The following is a 17,434-nucleotide window of genomic DNA, read 5'->3' as shown; positions in this document are numbered from 1 at the left end:
AGCGGCTCGATAACCGCCCACAACTCATCATCCACGACCCACGGTGCTGCCACGGCGAAACATCCTGCACTACAACATGTCTCACTGCCACCTGACCGAACCCGTTAGGAGCTCTTATCTCGCTGATCGTCCAACGCCGCTCTACCACTCCGACCAAGAGGGATTGATCGCTCGCAGGTCGACGACGCGCTACGTTGATGCTTCCGCGGGTTCGACACGTCCGCAGCGGCCACCACGGTAGTGAACTGCCCATCCTTCCCAAGAAGGCGGTGGGCGCCGAACCCGGGCGGTTCACCTTCGCACACCCGCACTTGTCGGATGGTCCTCATACATTCGCCCCATGATCCGCGAAGAGTCCGGCAACCTCCTCGATGCCGATACCGAAGCTCTTGTCAACGCAGTCAACACCGTCGGCGTCATGGGCAAGGGGATCGCGCTGCAGTTCAAGCAGGCTTACCCGGACATGTTCCGAGAGTATGCCCGCGCAGCGCGAATGGGTGATCTCCACGTCGGCCGGATGTTCGTGTGGGAGACCGGTGCTGCCCGCGGGCCGCGATTGATTGTCAACTTCCCAACGAAGCGGCACTGGCGCTCGGCCAGCCGACTCGATGACGTGTCCGCCGGCCTACCCGTCTTGGCCGAGACGATCGAGCGGTACCGGATTCAGTCGATCGCGATCCCCGCACTCGGGTGCGGGCACGGCGGACTTACCTGGGAGGAAGTGGGCCCGTTGATCAAGAAGGCATTGGAACCGCTGGCCGCCAAGGTCGAGATCAGGCTCTACCCGCCCGTGCCATCCAAGTGACGGCAACCTCCCAGGATTTTTCGCCTTTGCTCAGGTAGGACAGGGTGAACAAAGCTTGCCGACCGGGGGCAGAGCACCCGCCCCACGACCTCAGGCCCTACGGTGGCGGCGGCTGCGTTCAGTGTTGCGGTCGTCCCCGTCTCCGACGAATCTGGCTCAGAGAACTTCCACCTGTGCTGGGTCCGGCAAAGATTGCGGGCGCTCGTCGGTATACCAGGCGTACTCGATGCCGCTGAGCCAACCATTCTCGACCCACAAGATGAGCTCGCCCACAGGAGATCCGTTGGGATCGGTGACAGCGCCGTTGGCGAGAATCCCGTTAGCGGACCCGGCCGCCTGCGGAGCACCCGGGCGCACAACGAGATCGACACTCGGAGATCCTGGCCCCCACGTAGCGACGACCTCGGCATAGGGGATCTGCAGCAGGTACTCACCGACTCCTGCCCCGCAAGCTGACAGCAACTTGGTGACGATGTCCGATTCGATGCCGGTCAGCCCTCGCGGCTCGACAGGTGTGTTGCTCATGACTCTCCTCGGATCCGGTGGTGCCGTTAGGGAATGTATGCGGTGCCAATTTTGAACACCCCGTCAATCATCGCTCCGCGAATATGCACTGTCTCGCCATTAATCGTGCGCACCAGCGGGTTCGAAGCATTGTAGACTCCATTCGGCACACCCTGGACGCTTTCGATGATCTTGGTCATTGTCGCCTCTTCACCGCCCAGCGACTTCACTAGATTATCCAGCTTGTGCTTCGGCACGAAGACATGGCCCATCGCCTCCTTTTCGAGCGCGTAGTCCAACGAACTCTTGAGCTTGTCGCTTGCAGCCTTGGCAATATCGGCTGTGCGTTGCGCGAGAAGGTCGGCGATTCGCTGCATCTCTGCCCGACGGCCCTCCAGATCACCGCCTGTCTGGGCGACCTTGTCAACGAATTTCGCTGCACGCTTGGCGGCGAGGACGCGATCGACGTATGCCTTCATCTTCAACGCCAGTTTGCCCGCCTTTGCGGCAGCAATAGCCGCTGTCCCGAAGCCGGCGGTCAACGCACCTACGATGATTCCGAGAACCACCGTTTCCGTGATCTCCTGCGCAAGATCTTTCGCCAGATCCGCGAGTAGTTGGCCGAGCTGCGCCCGGAACTCGAGAATCGCGGACCGGTGCTCACGGCAAGAAGCGGCAAGATCTTTGTAGAGAGTGAGGACACCTTCTGCGGACTTCTTCAGTTCACGAATATCCTCATCCACGTGTGCGGCGTCGGGAGCGGTTTCGCTCTCGAAGGTTTTAGCGAGCTGGTCCAGCAAGGACGGCAGATTGCCCACGCCCGACTCACCGCCGAACTTCTCCCAGGTGTCGGCGGCGATCTGCAGATCGTCCGGTTCACCGTCAGGCATCGAAACGCCGAAGTCCTCCAGCGCTGACACGGCGAATCCGACATCGTCGAACAGGCCGCTGCCGGGCCCGCCCGCAGCAGGCGGCGGCACCAAACATGGCGTCCACGCAGGAGCGAGTTGAGTCGGCTTCACCGGCTCCGGCCGTCCGGTGCCGGCGACGTAGTCGGCCAGCGCATGGTTGTAGCCGAGCTCTTGCAGGATATTCGAGTAGTTTCCCATCGCAGTGATGAGCAGTTCGGTCATGCTCATTGCGGTCGCGACGGTCGAATCATAGGAGTCTGCCCACGCTTTGGATTCACCGACGTTCCCGCCCATATTGGCGGTCTCGTTCAGGTCCGCTATCCGCGCGGAGTACACCCTTTGGTATTCGGTTGCGTAGGAATGTAGTGATGCCCCCGCCAACGAATATACGGTCGGGTCGACTACCAAGGTTGCCATCGAGTTCTACGCCCTGCCCAGCATCGCCAAGTTCGCCGCGATGGCTGCGTTGTATCTGTCGTGCGCATCCTGGACTACCTGCCGCATAATTTCGATCCCGTCGGCAACATCTGTTGCGCCAGTGTGCCATTCGCGAAACGCAGCAGCTTGAGCATCCGCGGCTGCGCCAGTCCAGTTCTGCTGCACCGCGGACATACGCTGCTGCAACCCGTCGAGACTGTCGTTGAGAAAACCGATGAATCCGGCCACACGGGTAACGATCTGCTCGAGTTCCTCGAGATCGACGCGAAAGGGTTCGGCATTCTCGACCATCAGAACCCCGACAGATTGAGCGTCGCGGCCAGAGCCGAGGTTTCCCCAGCTAGTGCGCGATCTTGCCCATCGAGTGCCGCGCTTGTGACACCAAGTAGCTCGGCCATGGCGGCCAGCGCATCAAGGACGGTGTCGGCCCCCTGCTTGGTTTCGGTCCATCCAGCGCTGAACGAATCAGCGGAGATTCCGCGCCAGTTGGACAGCAAGGTCACTATGTCCGTGTCCAGCGAGGTCAGACCGCTGACGAGAGATTCTGCGACCTGCTGCAAATAGCGTCCCGCGTCGGTGACCTCGTCGGGGACCAAGGCGAAGTCGGTGCTGCTTGCATCGGGCTGGCTAGTCATGGGCAATTCCTCGAATATCACTGCAAGTCATCATAGTTTGACGCGACAAGAGACCCTCCGGTTCCTGCCAGCGATGGTGTCGGTAGTCACAGTGCCGCGTATGACCTCACCGCAGCGGGTCCGCTGCTCCGAACCCGCTGCGGCTCACCCGGCCTGTACCCAAGCCACGGCCATCCGAGCCGCCGGACGGCTCGGTCCTGCGCTTCAACATCGGCAGGTTGAGCATCGCGGATTTCGCATCCGGCGTCACCGATACAAGATCGCGTTGCACTGCCCGTGCGGACCTGATGGACGGTTCATCACCATCGGCGGCACGGTTCAGGATACCGATACCGCGGCCAAGCGAATCAGACGTGCGGCCGATCGCCGCCCCTGTCAGGCCGCGCCAGGCAGGGGCGGCTACGAGGCTCGGCGCTGACCTGTTGGCTATTACACGACGCTGTTGGACGCAGCATCGCCCAGCGCGATGGCAGCGCGTGTGTCCCAGCGATAGCAGCGTCCCTTCCGACGGAGGACTACCAGCTCAACAGTGTCCACCCGGACTGAGATCCGCTCTGGTGTCTGCCGCAGTGCGGCGACCGCGGCGATAACGTCTGCTGCGGCACGGTCGGTGTTGTTGTACGCGATCCCCAGGTGGGGCCGGAACCGTGACGGCACCCCGGGTACGTCGCGGGACGTCGGGTCCGGCGATACCTCTCCTGAGCACACAGACAGGGCTCGATGCAGGTCAAGCAGTGGATCCCACGGGGCGACCGAGAATCTGATCGCGCTTCGAGATCCACTGAGCGGGCCAATGGTCAGGTCGAACGGCTTCACCTCCGAAAGCCGCTCACTGGCACACGAAACCAGCGTCTCGACTTGCTCGTCGGTAACGGCAGTTGTGTCGCCGACGCTTCCGAGCGTGATGTGGAGGCCGTCCGGTGGCACTGCGTCGATTCCGGTGAGGGCGAGTCCGCGCTGACATTCGGCGGCGAAACTGACCAGGTCCGGGTCATCGAAGGTCAGGTACCAGTAGTACCCCGCGCGTCCGCCTGGCCACTGCTTAACGCTCCAGTGGTCGCGCAAATGCTCGATCTCTGCGAAGGCCTCCCAGTCGTTGCGGGCAATGGCCTCCGGATCCGAGGTCGAGTCGGGCAGATGCCGGGGAAATGGGCCACTGGACGTCATCCTTGGTCGGCCTGCCTCTCGATGTGGAACGTTCAGGAGCGGATCCTACGGACCGCCGGCCCGGGCACAAGGGAGCTGCTGGACTTGGCCGAGTGGAGATCCGTCGTCGGCTTGTGTGGACTCCAAGACCATTCGAAGTCATCTGCGCGGCTGCGCTTTAGCCGAAGTCGAACAGCGGTTCCGTAACAGCCGCACGGTGTCATGCGAGATCATGGCAGACCAGTGCAGGTACACCGCTCCAGGAGGTTATGGAACCCGTGACGTCACCGAAGCTGCTGCGCGGACAGAACGTCCCACTTCCCGCCGACGTGCACCGCGTCGACGCCGTCATCGGTTGGGCCGATGCGGCTGCGGACGTGGATGCCTCTGCCCTACTGCTTGGTGTCGACGGGAAAGTCCGCTCCGACGCCGACCTCGTCTTCTACAACCAGCCACGGTCAGCAGATGGATCGGTGCAGTTCGACGGCACCAGCAGTGCGGGCGAGGGCATGCGGGCCCGGATCGTGGTCGAGTTGTCGAGGGTTCCCGCCGATGTTCAGACAGTGGCGCTCGCGGGCAGTCTCACCACGGGGAACTTCGGCGCCCTCGGCGGCCTGAGGTTCGAGATCCGCGACGCGACCGGACGTTGCCTGGCCGAGTATGTCGCCACGGACGCGTCAACGGAGACAGCGTTCGTCTTCGGTGAGATCTATCGGCGCGGCGGCGCATGGAAGGTTCGGGCAGTAGGCCAAGGCTGGGATTCCGGGCTCGCCGGTCTGGCAACGGATTTCGGAGTCGAGGTGGACGACGCGGGTGATGCGCCAGCTGCCGACCCGGCCGGATCTTCCATCGCCCCTGTGGCGTCTGCGCATGCAGCAGGCTCGCCGTACCAGCTGTGGAGTCGGCCGCGGAGCTGGCGCGACTGCGAACTCGAGGTGGCCGACGAACACCTGCCCGCGATCCGAAGCCTCCTGCCAGACTCCCTGCCTGAGGACGGAACCACCCTGACCCCCGAGGTTGAGCTGATCCCCGAACCCGCTGGGCCACGCGGCCCCTGGGCAATCTCGGTGCGCACTGCTGGGCGCACGATCGGATATCTGGACGCCGACACCGCTCGCACATGGGCCGGACCCATCAGGCGCATCGTCGCAGCCGGATTCGTCCCGACGACCTCCGGCAGGATCTGGTACACCGAATACGATGGATGGGACGGAACCGATTCGAGGGCGGCTGTACAGCTCGGACTCGGCGAAGCGTTCGACGCGATCCCGCTGAACGAGCCACCGACGTCCCCCTACACGATCCTTCCGCGCTCAGCCGTCGTCCAAGTGACCAAGGAGCACGAGCACTTCGACGTGCTCCGGAAATTCGTACCGGAGTGTGGGCACGGCGTACTGATCGTCACCCTGCACGAGAACGCGCCCGACTCCGGGAAAGCGAAACCCCACGTGGAAGTGCGCATCGAAGGTCAGCGAATCGGTCAATTGACCCCGCAGATGAGCCAGCGTTTCGCACCGCTGATCCAGCACCTCGAGGCACGCGGCCTCGTCACGGCCTGCTGGGGCGACATCACCGGATCGCCCGTGGCTGCGAAGGTGCGCATCGACGCCGTCAAAGCCAACGAAGCAACGTCGCAGACACTGGACGGGCCGCCCGTCACCTGCCCGCAGCTCGGCCCCGAACTACCCGACCCGACTGCCTACGACCTCACTGCCGCGGGTCCACTGCTCGAACCGTTGCCACTCGTCCAGCCCGTATCCAGGCCACTGCCGCCCGAGCCGCCGGACGGCTCGATCCTGCGTTTCAACAGAGGCAGGTACAGCTATGTCGCGGTACGCCGCGGTGAGCGCTGGGAGACCACGGCGTCCGGGATCGGAGGTGCGATAGACCAGGTGATGCGGTGGGCCGACCTCGGTGCGCGAGTACGGGGCTTCGAAGTGGCTACGGGATTCGCTCCGGTTGCCCGCCGCGACGATCCCCGAGTGCGCCAGTCGCTCGCTGTCGTCCGGTTCACCATCGGCGCCAACTACCTGGCGGCGATCAACATCTGCTCCAGGGGCAGCGAGGAAGGCGACTGGTACACGACGGTGACGGAGTCGACATCACGCCTACTACCCATTTCGGACTATGCGGACTGGTCGGACATTCTGAGGTATGGACAGCACATCCAAGTGGTGTCCGAGTGGACTCCACTCCCCTGATGGACCATCCGCGAACGAATGCCTATCGAACAGTGTGGATTTCGATACCGACCTACGCGGCAATAGCCTCGTATGGCGACGACCTCACCGCGCACAGCCCGTTTCGACTGCTCGCCGACATCCACGGGCTGCGGTGACTGCCTTCGCTTTTGTCTCGGTCCAACGCCAGTGAGAGCGCGGCGGACCAGGTCAGTCTTCGAATAGCGTGCCTACGCGGTGAGGTTCCGCGGACGTGGGGATGGGAGGCGTTGTAGGTGCGACAACGCTGCCAGGCCGCGCCGCTCACGGTCACACCGATCACCGCGACGAGCCCGGCGTGGGCGTAGGAGGTGACCAGCTCGGCGTTCGAGGTCCTGGCGGCGGACCGACGGCAACGGGCATAGTTGCCGAAACTGTCAGTGGCACAACGTATCTTGACCCTATGCAGATGCCTCCGGAACACGAACTTCGAGACTATCTCGTTCATCATCTTGATCTGATCGAGCCCGGCCTTCGCCCGGTCCAGACCAAGGAGTATCGCCTGCCGAACTCGGTCGGCGCCCACGGCCAGGTTGACATCCTGGCGAGGGATCGGCATGGCGTGTGGGTAGTAATTGAACTGAAGCGCTCAACGACATCGTCACGTCAGGCGTTGCATGAGGTCGCGAAGTACACAGAACTACTCCGCAGGGAGAAGCAACTGGCCGCTGACCGAATCCGCGCGATCATTGTATCTACGGACTGGCACGAGTTGCTCGTTCCTGTTAGCAACATGGCGAGAGATTGGACCCACGACTTACGCGGCTACCATCTTCAGCTGAATAGCCAAGGAACGCCAGCCTGCGCCGAACGTGTTTCGCTGCTTCAACCGTCATTCGAGCACCGCATATCACCTATTCATGTGATTTACACCTGTTCGACCGAGGCGAGCAGGAGAGAAGCCTGGCAGCTAATCAGCAGTCACGCGCGAACAATCGGCGCTGACGACATTCTTGCCGTAGAGTTCGCAAGGGTTGCGAATTTCAACTCTGCGGCATACCACTACGGAATATATTTCGCAATAGGAAGGGTCGATCGAACTGTCGAGAATTACACACTTGACGACCACTACGACGGACCTGAACCGTTCGCGGCCGAGAACCCAGCCGAGTACGACGCGCTCTGCAAAATTTGCAACTACCTTTCATATCATCGAACCGGATTCGGCGAGCTCGAGGGAGCTGTACCCGGCAGCCTCAGAACGATTGCCGAAGACCCATCGTGGAAACTTGAAAGATATCATGGAACTGGCGCATTCAACACACTCGACGCGTATGAGGAGAGCGATCTGTTCCGCCTTCTTACCGGCGACGATCGAGGACAGAGCCAAATCCAATTCAGTAGCACTGCAAGCCCCGCGATCCGCTCACGTTGGAACGGATTCAAACAGGAGGTCGAAACCAGTCTCTCCGGAAATGCCGCGTGGCACGCCATCTTTACCAGCTGGCTGAGCGATGCGGCTAGCCACGCCGGGGAGGGCGACGTAGCGTTGCACATATACAATCCTTGCGACCTTCTGCAATCCATTGTCACAGGCTGGCCGGACAATCTGGACAAGTACTTACCGATGGTTCAGGGAGTCGTCCAAGCCGAGAACGGATACTCCAATTTCATCTACGGACACCTGGCCTGGGACGGCACATCAACGGACCTACGAGACGCCGTCAAGATCGTCTACGGCGAAAGGCTAAATTGGATTGCCAAACAGTTTGGAGGTGTTACATGGATTGACGATGAACTACTATTAGAACTCGTAGGCCTTCGCTATGTGGCAACCGAGTTGGTAGGCGTCAACCCCTCAGGCGATCTAGCAGCCGAGAAGCGGATCTGGTTATTCGACGGCAAGAGCGCCCAGGTCTATTCGTCACGTCACCAGCCGCAGCACTTCGGACGGGCCCTCAATGAAATCAGCCGCAGCGGACGCCTCTTCGGAGCTAAAGATTTCCTTAGACTTCACCATGCCAGCACCGAAGAGATCTTTCTGGATTACAAAGGCTGAGCCTGATCAACGGCGATCCTCATGAAGCAGACCCGGGCTACGACCGCGCCGCGGCTCGTAATCAACATCCGGCGAACCGGCACGAGCGCTCAGCCAGCCGCTTCAAAGAACATACGACATAAGGGTGTACGGTTGATGCAACATTTCGATGCGCTCAGGTGTCCACATATAGTCGGCTGAATTTATTTCTAGACAGCCTGCACGGCGAATCGCCCAAACGTCGCCGGATTCCAAGAAGTATACGATCATGCCGTCGGATGTAGCCGCAAATAGTTTGGTCGCAATGAACAACATATCGGTAACTTGAGCATCGAGGACTTCGGTCTTATCCAATCTTAAAAATATTGACACCGTGGGCTTGAATCCGAATTCCTCCTCTATGGGGTCACCCCACGTTGGGGATCGGGCCGTGCTTACGCGAATAAATAGCCCACGCCGAACCGAAACACCATCAATGAGGCTGGTCGCAATTGCCTCACCGGAAATATCGCCTGAGAAGCAAGTCGAGTTCACCAATGCGGAAATTTCGGACACGCTTCGATCTGTTGCGAGCGCCACCATGTAGTCGAGTGCCATCTAGGGCCTCATCAATCGGGGCCGGCCCACCGGTAAGTGACCCCAACTTCTCTGGTGCCACCGCAACTCCAGTGCGTGTTGGAGAAACGCCAGCAATGACTTTGCAAGCATCCTGACCTCCGGGTGACCTTCCTGATACGCGAATACTGCGGAGGAGTTGGGTTCGAAAAAATACACCTTGTAGCCTTGATGATGGCCAAAGAAGAATCGATTTTCGAGAGAGAGCGACTCGCCGCCCTGGCTGGCGACATCGATCGCAGCTTCTCGAGCTTCCAGCAATCTGGGATAGAAGATGTCGGTACCTTTGAACAGGTTTCCGGCCCTCCTGCCCATTACCTGCAAGAATGCAAGATACTGATCTGGTAAACGGAATGAACCGGCACTGGAAGATACATCTTCCATTTCGCTGGCCGAACATCCCACGATCTCATCTTCTGACGCGACTCCGGAAGCAAACAATTCTTGACGCAGGTCCTTTATGTCTTTGACACTCCTACCACTGCACACTGGTTACTCTACCTTCACTCCGGGAATTGTTGTTCACCATCGCGAACTCCGGGTCGCTGCTGGCCTTCAACCGGGCAAGTTTGCGTCCCTCTTCTGGCGTGAGAGGCCTAGCGAAAACATCCGACCTCCGACTTCCGAGCCACCGGCACCACCTCCACCGGCAGCGTCACCGATCGACCGCAGATAAGCAACCCGCCGCCCGGTGCAGGATTTCCACATCAACCTTATCGGGGGCGGTCCACATTCAGCCTCTCCAGCACTCCATCATAACTATCTATGTACACTAGATACGCATTTTCCTTGGGATCCCCCAATAATGTCATCAGATCAGCCAGTGCGTCACGCTCGGCCAGGCCGACCAAGATTTGATCTTTCACTAGGCTGGCGCACAGATTGTCAACCAACAGCGTCCACTCACCGACCTCACTGAAAGTTCGGCACTGCGCCAGCACTCCGGGCCGCAAACGGTCCGCGAATTGTTCTAGTAGCTCCCGGGAATCAGCACTAATCTTCGCAAATTCGGCCTTCTGCTCCGGAGTGAGTTTTCGCCGTTTACGCCTCGCGCTAGGTCTATCAGCAGAGTCCATCTGTGGCACTTAACTCCTACTTGATCGGGTCGACATTTTCGTCATTCTTTTACACCGCCGGGACCACTTTCCGTATCCGAATTCTTAACAACATCCTGAACCATCGCCGTCGAGGGTTCGGCATCGACCAGTGGCCTGGCCCCGCTGTGATGGGCCGTGGACACGGACTGCTACTTCTCGCGGGTCGGCGTCACCAGCTTCAGGAGGTCGAGCAGCTCCCTCGCATCAGCCAGCTTCTGGGGCTCGTTTTCGGGCGCGTCGATGTTCCAGTGTGCGATTTCGTTCCGGTACTTGGCGACCGCGCGCAGCCGTTCGACGAGGCGCGGCTGCTCGAACGGCCAGCCCAGCCACTTCCATACCTCCGCCCTATCGAGCAGGTACGAGTAGTTGCCCAGTGTGAGATCCTCGGGCTTCTCGACCTTCTTCTTGCCGCCGGACTGAAGAAGCTGCTGCGGCAGACCGTGGATCGCCTGCCGCAAGCGACGTTCCAGCTCCTCGAGCACCATGAACGGGGTAACCCGCGCTTCGAGCTCATCAGCCAGGTCCGCCGCGGTCACGATGCCGGTGACCACGTTCTCGGAGTCGACCACGATGACGAACCCGAACTTGCGGATATCGTCCATGCGGCTGAACAGTTCTTGCTCACTGTGCGCGGCCGGCGGGTATTGGGCCGCCCGCGCGTTCCACAGGTCGTTGGCCGCACCGGTGATCGACTTGTGGGCGATGCTCTCCCAGGTCACCACGCCGACCAGTCGGTGGTGTCCGTCGACAATTGGCAACTGCGACAGGCGTTTCGTCACCATGAGCTCGATCGCCTTGTGGAGCGAGTCGGTCTGCTGGACCGCCACCACCGCCATCTGCTGGCGAACATTGCCGACCCGCCAGGTGAGGTCGTTCTTTCCTGTCTCGACGACGTCGCTTCCGCTCACCGCGGGGGCAGCTTCGGCGTCTTCGGGATCGTTCGCCACCACGGTGACGATGCTGTCGAGCTGGACGGTCGTGAAGTCCGGGCGTACGGCAAGGCCGTTCTCTTGCAGCGCCGTGCCGACCTCTTCGAGCGCGTCGGCGGTTCGGCGACCGAAACCCCACAGGCCCAGCAGGTCTCGTACCGACAGCTGACGCGAACCGGCCGTGTCCACATCCGATACCAGCGCAGCGATGTCGGAGGGTGCTGCGATGGCGCCGGAGTATCCGGGGTCGATCCCGGTCTCGGCCAGTGCCTTCACGCGCTCAGCCGCGTCGCGGCGGCTCAGCTCGCTGACGGTGAGCAAGGTGCCCATGCTGTCTCGGAGGTCACCGGAGATGGCTGCTCTTTCGACGGTGTTGAGCCACTTCACTGGCCGGATATGCCGGTACCCGGCGGGCTGGTCAGCTCTATAGCTGTAGCCGCCCATGATCTGGCCGATCTCTACGACATCCCGGTACTTCCGGGGCATCACGACGAAGTCCCCGACCGCGATCTCGTGCAGGAAGCGCCAGATCTGATGCGCCCAGTTCTTCCGTGTCCGCTCGCTCTCCGCGGGATAGCACTGATCGAGGAGGGTGCAGAGGTCGTCGAAGGTCTCCAGGTCCGACAGATCGTGACGAACTTCGGACCACCCTGCGATCGCCGCGCCGATCGCCAGTGCCGTCTCCTCACGGTGACCGTCCCATCCACCGCGTACTGTCCATGCCCGCACTGTGTTCCCCTCCGGTCCACCCTGTGATGCGCCTATCATTCCATCTCGGCGGGGCATTTGCGTCGAGCCTCCCGCATTCACAGATCACCGATCAAGCTGTTCAGCACCGATTCCTCATGCACCGCTTGTTCGGCGCGTTCCATCGCAGCCTGCAGATCTGGATCCCACGGCGTCGCGACTGAGCGTCCCGCGAGCGGAATGCGGGGTATTCCCGCTGAGACCGCCTCCTGATAGTCCCGCGAGCCCATCCGCCACGGCTCAGCGCCGGCCGCGATCATGCGAGCAGCGATCGCAACACCGGGCCAATCGAAGTCGCCGTGATAGCGGAGTGCGACGCGAGCGGCCAACAGCTGCCCCGCCGACGAGGGGTTCCCACTGAAGCAGGCCACCGGCCGATCGATTCCGGATTCGGCGATCCGCTGCAGGACCTGCGGGTTCTCACAGCCACTGACGATCTCCCGAGTGGGGACGAGAGCGTTCGGAGCGACGGCGAGCTCCGCCATTGTCATGTGGCTGATCAGACCGAGGTCGGCGCGCATCTGCATCATCCGGGACCAGGCGTCTCGCCCTGGCGGCCGGAAGGCCCAGATCAGGACGGTACCGGAGATCCTGTCGACCGAAACCCCTACCTGTTCCCACAGTTCGATTCTGCCGCGGGGTGTCTGCGGGTCCTCGACGCCGAGTGCGAAGCCCAAGCCGCGCAGAGCGATTCGACCGGCGAGCTGGTCGGCGTCGAGTGCGTGCGAGGATCCGCCGACGGTGTTGGCCAGTTCGCCGAGCATTCGGCTGGTCCCCGGTTCGGCCAGCACAATCGCCAACGCTCGTGCGGCCACCTCGAACTCCGCGACCGCGGCGTCGCCTCCCCGGACGAGCAGCGTCGACTGATGCAGCCAGGAAATCCAGGATCGGGCCCAATCGGCGGTGCCGAAGCCGTTCGCATGCAGCGCCCGCTCGACGCCATCCCACAGCTGTCGCACCGTTTCGGCGCGCTCGAGGCGTTCCGAGGGGCGGTCACGGAGTGGCCCACCGGTGAGGTCTGCGACGACCGGAACCAAACCCGCCTTCGCCGCGCTCCTTCTCAGCGCTTCATCGAGCTCGGCCAGCTTCAGGCGGCGCTGTCCAGGACGGACAGCTATCCCCGGCAGGCCCGACAGTCGCTGCGCTGCAGCACTATCCAGCTCGACAGTGACTGTGCCGACCGCGCGGTGGCCGTTGGTTTCCAGCCGCTTTCGGACCTTCTGCCAGACCTCGGCCAACGAGGCGTCGGCCAAGTAGGTCCTGGTCTTCGCGGGCATACTCATGCGGACGGCACCATCTGCATATAGGTCTTGTTGCGACCGTTCCATTGGATCCAGGTCGGGATCACCGCGCTGCCGCCGATCCTTCGGATCTCGTAGATATCGAGTGCGGGGACTTCGGGCACGGTGCCCCACAGCGCGTGCCCGGTCATCACGAAGTCGATATCGAGGCGCACCAGCAGCCCCATCAACTCTCCGATCGCTCGCTCGTCGACCTTGGCGAACGCATCGTCGAGGAGCACCAGGCGCAGAGCGCGATCGCTCTCCGGGAGGCCGGACAGGAAGCCGTCGGCAGCGACGAACAGGGCCACGTACGACACGAACCGTGTTTCGCCTTGGGAGATCTTGGCTCGTCGTGAGATCTGGCGCCGCTGCCCGGGATCGGGTCCGAGGATGGTCACCTGCACGGTGTGCCAGGACCGGTAGTCCAGTGCGGCACGGAGATGTGCCGCGTAGCCGGCGGAGGAATCGGCCGTGTGGAGTTGTTCGACGCGGCGCCGGATCAGCCGGACGAGCTCCTCGTCGCTGTCTTCATCGCGGAGGTCGTCGACGATCCGGATGAGGTCCATGACGCGCCGCAGCTCGGGGTCCGTGGTGTCGAGTGCCCAGGCGATGGATACCCCGATGCCGTGACTGGTGCGGGTGCCGGACAAGCTCTTGTCCATTGCCGTCATCAACTCATCCGCCTGATCGACTCGACGCCGGAGCTCATCGGCGACGCCGCCGAGAACGAACTCGGTGAAGACCTGGCGCTCCCGCTCGGACAGGGCAGCACGTCCCTGTTCATCGCGTTCGGTCAGGTACCTGAGCACAGACGTGCAGTCGTGGTGTTCCTCAGCCCCCTCGATATGCACCAGATACGCATCGGATTCGACCGATGTGGCGATATCCAGTTGGCCGCTGACTCCGGCCTCGAACCGCTTCAACGCGGTGATGAGCGCGTTCAGGTCGGCTGGTTTAGCCACCTTCCATGCGGCTCGGGCACTTCTGACGACCTCTCGAATGCGGTCCAGGTCCGTGAGGTCGTCGATGCGTTCCACTGAGGTCGCGGAGGCGGCGGCGGCCAGACCGGGCAGCCGCAACCGTGCGTCGTATGCGGCGGTGGCCGCGCGCAGTTCGCTATGACGCCGCTTCACCGTGGCAGCCGACTCTTCTCGGTCACGTTCGGCCACTGCCAGCCGGCGAGCGATCTCGGTTTCGCGACTGCGCTGATCAGCCAGCCTGCTTTCGGTGTCCTTCAGGGCAGCCGTGCTTCGTTTGAGTTCATTCGTCAGCTCCTCCACGGTGAGGTCGAGTGCGGCGTGTCTGGCAGCGATCTCCGCCGCCTCGACCACCCACTCGGATCTGCACCGTTCGGCCTCGCTCTCGGCCGCGATCCGCTGCTCTCCCGCCTCGGCGAACCGCGATGGGAGATCACTCAGCCTGCTGACGGCATCGACAACATAGGCGATCGCGCGTTCCAGTTCCCGGCAAGCTTCTCGGGACTGCGTGCACAACTTCCCGATGCCTGTCAGCGCGTCGGCCGCGACCGGCAGGTCCGCGCTCTCGCACAGCTGACTGTGCGTGTGGTACTCGCCGCTCCACACCTGGCGTGCCGCTGCGGCCGCCTTTCGCTGAGCCAGCGCGTCGGCTTCGGCCTTGGTCGCTTCCTCCTCCGATGTGCGCGCGGCCTGCCGCTTCAGCTCCAACCCGAGCGTGCGCGGAGCGGTGACCAAGTACGCATCGAGAGTGGTGCGATGCGCATCGAGCTCGTCGATCAGCGATGCGCGGTGCGCCTTCGCGGTGTCCAGTTCGGCGAGCTCTGCTTTGATCTCTTCCAGTTCGCTCGCGCGTGCGGCAGCTCTCGCTGCAGCGCCGATGTATCTGGCGGCGAGCTGACTGTGTCGGCCGGTAAGAACCCCGTTTCGCCAGCTTCCGTCAGTGCCGATCGACGCCACACTCTCGGGATCGTGCAACCCGACACGGCTGAGTACTGCGGCGATCACATCTTCCGAAATGCTCGCGGCTGGGTCAGGGCGCAGGACTGCCGATATCGGCGAGCCGCAGACCGCTGCCGACGTTGTCAGGAGCACTTCGCCGTCCGCGGCGCGGACCGTCGCATCAGCTGTGACCGTTGCGGTGAGAAGGCCCGAGGCGAGCAACGCTGCCTCGATACCGGCGCGGTCTTCCGGGTTCACCTGCGGTTGGAAGTCGACGCCCACCCAAAGCGGAACACCGGAATGCCCTGTGTGCCACGGCGCGTACGGAGGTTCCGGATCGCGTTTGGCCTCGAGGTCGGTGCGACGTTGCGCCAACTCGTCGTGCCTGCTGTCGTCGGCGCGCTGTTCGTTGGTCAGGGTCTGGCGGCGCAGCGCCAACTTCTCCTTGACCTGCCCGGCCACGCGCTCAGCGGTAGACGAGAGCTCCGACAGGACAGCGTCGTCAGGATCGGCATCACCGCAGAGCACTTCGTCATCAGTGGCGAGCACGTCGCGAATCACTGCGGGCCAGGTGACGTCCGGCAGCAGGCGAGTGGTTTCGGATGCCGAAACCCATTCGCGCCATCGCTGATTCAACAAAATGGCCAGTTCATCGCGGGCGTCGGCATCTGCGATGGCCGCGGCCCTGCGCTCTTCCGCTGCTCGAGCAGCCTGCTCGGCGCGATCCTCCTGATCATTGACCCGACCGAGATCACGGTCGAGCCGATGTGCCTCGTCGGTTCGACGTTCGATTACTTGCCCTCGCTGGAAAGCCGCCTCACCGCAGCGCGCGGCCGCATCGGCAACCACCCGAGGGTCTGGCGGGTCCAAGGCCATTGCACGCAGAACAGGCCTCGCTATCGAGACCGGCGGACCATCCAAAGTATTCTGGATGGTCGCAGTCGGCGCGGGCCCACTCTCCTGGTCGCAACTGATCACGTCGGGAAGTTCACCGAGGCCGAGCCTCGAGGCGATCAACCGGTCTTTGGCGATGCCGAGCAGCTCGGCCGCTGTACCAACGGTCTCTGCCACCTTGTCGATCTGCTGCGTCATGACGTCAGCTGCTTGTTGCTCGGCCGATCGAGCCGACTGGGCCGCGTTCAAGGCGGTCTGGGCGGTGGAACGAAGCAATACGAGCCGGTCATCCCGCAATTGCAGCTTCTCGGCATCGGCGAACTCCGGTCGTTCGCGCAGGACCTCGATGGCGCCGACGAGTGTTCCTCGCTCCTCTTCGTGCTCGCTGATCTTCTCGGCGACCGTCGTGGCGTTCTTTGCCAGGGTGGCGACCTCGTCGTCCGCTTCTACCCGTGCCGCCTCCGCCGTGTGGACCGCGGCCAGGCACGACTCCACTACCGCGGCACCCTTGCTCAGCGTCGTTGCCGCATACCGCTGATAGACCTGGTGAAAGGCTCGCACATGCTCGAGTGTTTCCGACAGCCGTTGCTGGGCGTACCGGGTCTCGGACAGGTCGTCGAGCCGCTCGCCTGCGGCATCGAGCATCTGCTCGCTCAGCGGCGGTAGCGCATCGGACAGAATCTGTGGGAGTTTGCCCTCGTCGATGCGGTTGCCGACGTCCGGTGATCGCAACGTGTGCAGCAACTGCATCAGGCCGGTGAAACGGTCACGCCCGGTTTCGCCATGGAGGCCGAACACCTTGGTGCGCACAGCTTCCCGATGAAGATCGGCGTCGCCGACCCTGGCGGCTCCGACGAGCTCGATGAGCTTCTCCCTGGGCAGTGGATCCCGGTTCTCCCCGATGAGAATCAAGTCGTCCCCGACACGCAGATCGGTCGTGAAGAACCTGACTTCACTCCGACGCGCGGAGGCGCTGTATTTGATGTGCGCACCGAGGGTGAGGTATTCGCCAGGGCGGGACAGTTCCAGCCACAGATAGCCGACCCGGTTGGTCTGAGAACCGATACCGGTGTGCATGAGCTCGTCCAGGCTCACCTTCTGCGAGCCGGTGGCATCCATGCGACGGCGGTCGGCATCGAGCAGGAACGGAAGCAGCATCTCCAATGCTCTGGACTTTCCGGAACCGTTGCTGCCGCGCAGGATCAGCCGCCCACCTGACATTATGAATTCGGTGTCGATGTAGTGCCAGACGTTCACCATCCCGGCGCGCGAAAGCCGCCACCGGTCCTCGAAATGCTTCATGGCCAGTGCGTTCAT

General features: G+C 62.5%; 13 protein-coding genes. 3 read left to right on the top strand and 10 right to left on the bottom strand.

Features of this window, described 5'->3' with window-relative positions:
• The first annotated feature begins 340 nt into the window (after positions 1-340).
• Positions 341-805, top strand: coding sequence for a macro domain-containing protein (locus tag ACFOW8_RS20145; protein WP_378552513.1), 465 nt, complete (start codon positions 341-343; stop codon positions 803-805).
• 156 nt (positions 806-961) lie between these two features.
• On the opposite strand, the gene ACFOW8_RS20140 is transcribed toward ACFOW8_RS20145, so the two are convergent.
• The 5 genes from ACFOW8_RS20140 to ACFOW8_RS20120 all read right to left on the bottom strand — a co-directional run bounded on the left by ACFOW8_RS20140 (position 962) and on the right by ACFOW8_RS20120 (position 4,460).
• On the bottom strand, positions 962-1,330 hold the full coding sequence (locus tag ACFOW8_RS20140) for a hypothetical protein (protein ID WP_378552511.1): 369 nt from the start codon (positions 1,328-1,330) through the stop codon (positions 962-964).
• Between the two features lie 26 nt (positions 1,331-1,356).
• Positions 1,357-2,442: a hypothetical protein gene (locus ACFOW8_RS20135; RefSeq protein WP_378552509.1), complete on the bottom strand. Its 1,086-nt coding sequence runs from the start codon at positions 2,440-2,442 to the stop codon at positions 1,357-1,359.
• A 201-nt stretch (positions 2,443-2,643) separates the two neighbouring features.
• Positions 2,644-2,949 carry a WXG100 family type VII secretion target gene (locus ACFOW8_RS20130; RefSeq protein ID WP_378552508.1) on the bottom strand — a complete coding sequence of 102 codons (306 nt, stop codon included), beginning with the start codon at positions 2,947-2,949 and terminating at the stop codon, positions 2,644-2,646.
• Positions 2,949-3,293 (bottom strand): WXG100 family type VII secretion target, encoded by a 345-nt coding sequence (locus tag ACFOW8_RS20125; protein WP_378552507.1) that lies wholly within the window; start codon positions 3,291-3,293, stop codon positions 2,949-2,951. Before ACFOW8_RS20125 ends, ACFOW8_RS20130 begins: the two co-directional genes overlap by 1 nt.
• Before the next feature lie 429 nt (positions 3,294-3,722).
• Positions 3,723-4,460, bottom strand: coding sequence for a 2'-5' RNA ligase family protein (locus ACFOW8_RS20120; protein ID WP_378552505.1), 738 nt, complete (start codon positions 4,458-4,460; stop codon positions 3,723-3,725).
• A 248-nt stretch (positions 4,461-4,708) separates the two neighbouring features.
• Here ACFOW8_RS20120 and ACFOW8_RS20115 point away from each other — a divergent pair, with 248 nt between their 5' ends.
• Together ACFOW8_RS20115 and ACFOW8_RS20110 are read left to right on the top strand one after the other, a co-directional pair.
• Positions 4,709-6,640, top strand: coding sequence for a TerD family protein (locus ACFOW8_RS20115; protein ID WP_378552503.1), 1,932 nt, complete (start codon positions 4,709-4,711; stop codon positions 6,638-6,640).
• Positions 6,641-7,061: 421 nt separating this feature from the next.
• The gene (locus ACFOW8_RS20110) at positions 7,062-8,657 is read left to right on the top strand and encodes an endonuclease NucS domain-containing protein (RefSeq protein WP_378552502.1); all 1,596 of its coding nucleotides are present in this window, start codon (positions 7,062-7,064) and stop codon (positions 8,655-8,657) included.
• Positions 8,658-8,759: 102 nt separating this feature from the next.
• On the opposite strand, the gene ACFOW8_RS20105 is transcribed toward ACFOW8_RS20110, so the two are convergent.
• The 5 genes from ACFOW8_RS20105 to ACFOW8_RS20085 form a co-directional block, all read right to left on the bottom strand.
• Entirely contained in the window at positions 8,760-9,233 is a 474-nt protein-coding gene (locus ACFOW8_RS20105) for a SitI3 family protein (RefSeq protein WP_378552500.1), read from the bottom strand.
• Complete coding sequence (locus ACFOW8_RS20100) at positions 9,234-9,656, bottom strand: hypothetical protein (protein WP_378552498.1); 423 nt, start codon at positions 9,654-9,656, stop codon at positions 9,234-9,236. It lies immediately after the preceding gene.
• Between the two features lie 841 nt (positions 9,657-10,497).
• Positions 10,498-12,006, bottom strand: a complete 1,509-nt coding sequence (locus ACFOW8_RS20095) for a CBS domain-containing protein (protein WP_378552496.1) — start codon at positions 12,004-12,006, stop codon at positions 10,498-10,500.
• Between the two features lie 77 nt (positions 12,007-12,083).
• Positions 12,084-13,307: a DUF2399 domain-containing protein gene (locus ACFOW8_RS20090; RefSeq protein WP_378552495.1), complete on the bottom strand. Its 1,224-nt coding sequence runs from the start codon at positions 13,305-13,307 to the stop codon at positions 12,084-12,086.
• A complete protein-coding gene (locus ACFOW8_RS20085; RefSeq protein WP_378552494.1) occupies positions 13,304-17,434 on the bottom strand; it encodes a TIGR02680 family protein in 4,131 nt (1,376 codons plus the stop codon). The genes ACFOW8_RS20090 and ACFOW8_RS20085 overlap by 4 nt, the downstream gene beginning before the upstream one ends.

Origin of the sequence: Nocardia rhizosphaerae (assembly GCF_042650365.1) — a bacterium.
GTDB classification, from domain to species: domain Bacteria; phylum Actinomycetota; class Actinomycetes; order Mycobacteriales; family Mycobacteriaceae; genus Nocardia; species Nocardia rhizosphaerae.
Note: the sequence above shows the minus strand (reverse complement) of the source record. Positions and strands in the feature narration are given on the sequence as shown.

Coding starts and splice junctions, on each gene's coding strand:
- ACFOW8_RS20130 (WP_378552508.1), bottom strand. CDS start 2,949: ATGGTCGAGAATGCCGAACCCTTTCGCGTCGATCTCGAGGAACTCGAG.
- ACFOW8_RS20085 (WP_378552494.1), bottom strand. CDS start 17,434: ATGAACGCACTGGCCATGAAGCATTTCGAGGACCGGTGGCGGCTTTCG.
- ACFOW8_RS20120 (WP_378552505.1), bottom strand. CDS start 4,460: ATGACGTCCAGTGGCCCATTTCCCCGGCATCTGCCCGACTCGACCTCG.
- ACFOW8_RS20125 (WP_378552507.1), bottom strand. CDS start 3,293: ATGACTAGCCAGCCCGATGCAAGCAGCACCGACTTCGCCTTGGTCCCC.
- ACFOW8_RS20145 (WP_378552513.1), top strand. CDS start 341: ATGATCCGCGAAGAGTCCGGCAACCTCCTCGATGCCGATACCGAAGCT.
- ACFOW8_RS20105 (WP_378552500.1), bottom strand. CDS start 9,233: ATGGCACTCGACTACATGGTGGCGCTCGCAACAGATCGAAGCGTGTCC.
- ACFOW8_RS20090 (WP_378552495.1), bottom strand. CDS start 13,307: ATGAGTATGCCCGCGAAGACCAGGACCTACTTGGCCGACGCCTCGTTG.
- ACFOW8_RS20110 (WP_378552502.1), top strand. CDS start 7,062: ATGCAGATGCCTCCGGAACACGAACTTCGAGACTATCTCGTTCATCAT.
- ACFOW8_RS20140 (WP_378552511.1), bottom strand. CDS start 1,330: ATGAGCAACACACCTGTCGAGCCGCGAGGGCTGACCGGCATCGAATCG.
- ACFOW8_RS20115 (WP_378552503.1), top strand. CDS start 4,709: ATGGAACCCGTGACGTCACCGAAGCTGCTGCGCGGACAGAACGTCCCA.
- ACFOW8_RS20135 (WP_378552509.1), bottom strand. CDS start 2,442: ATGACCGAACTGCTCATCACTGCGATGGGAAACTACTCGAATATCCTG.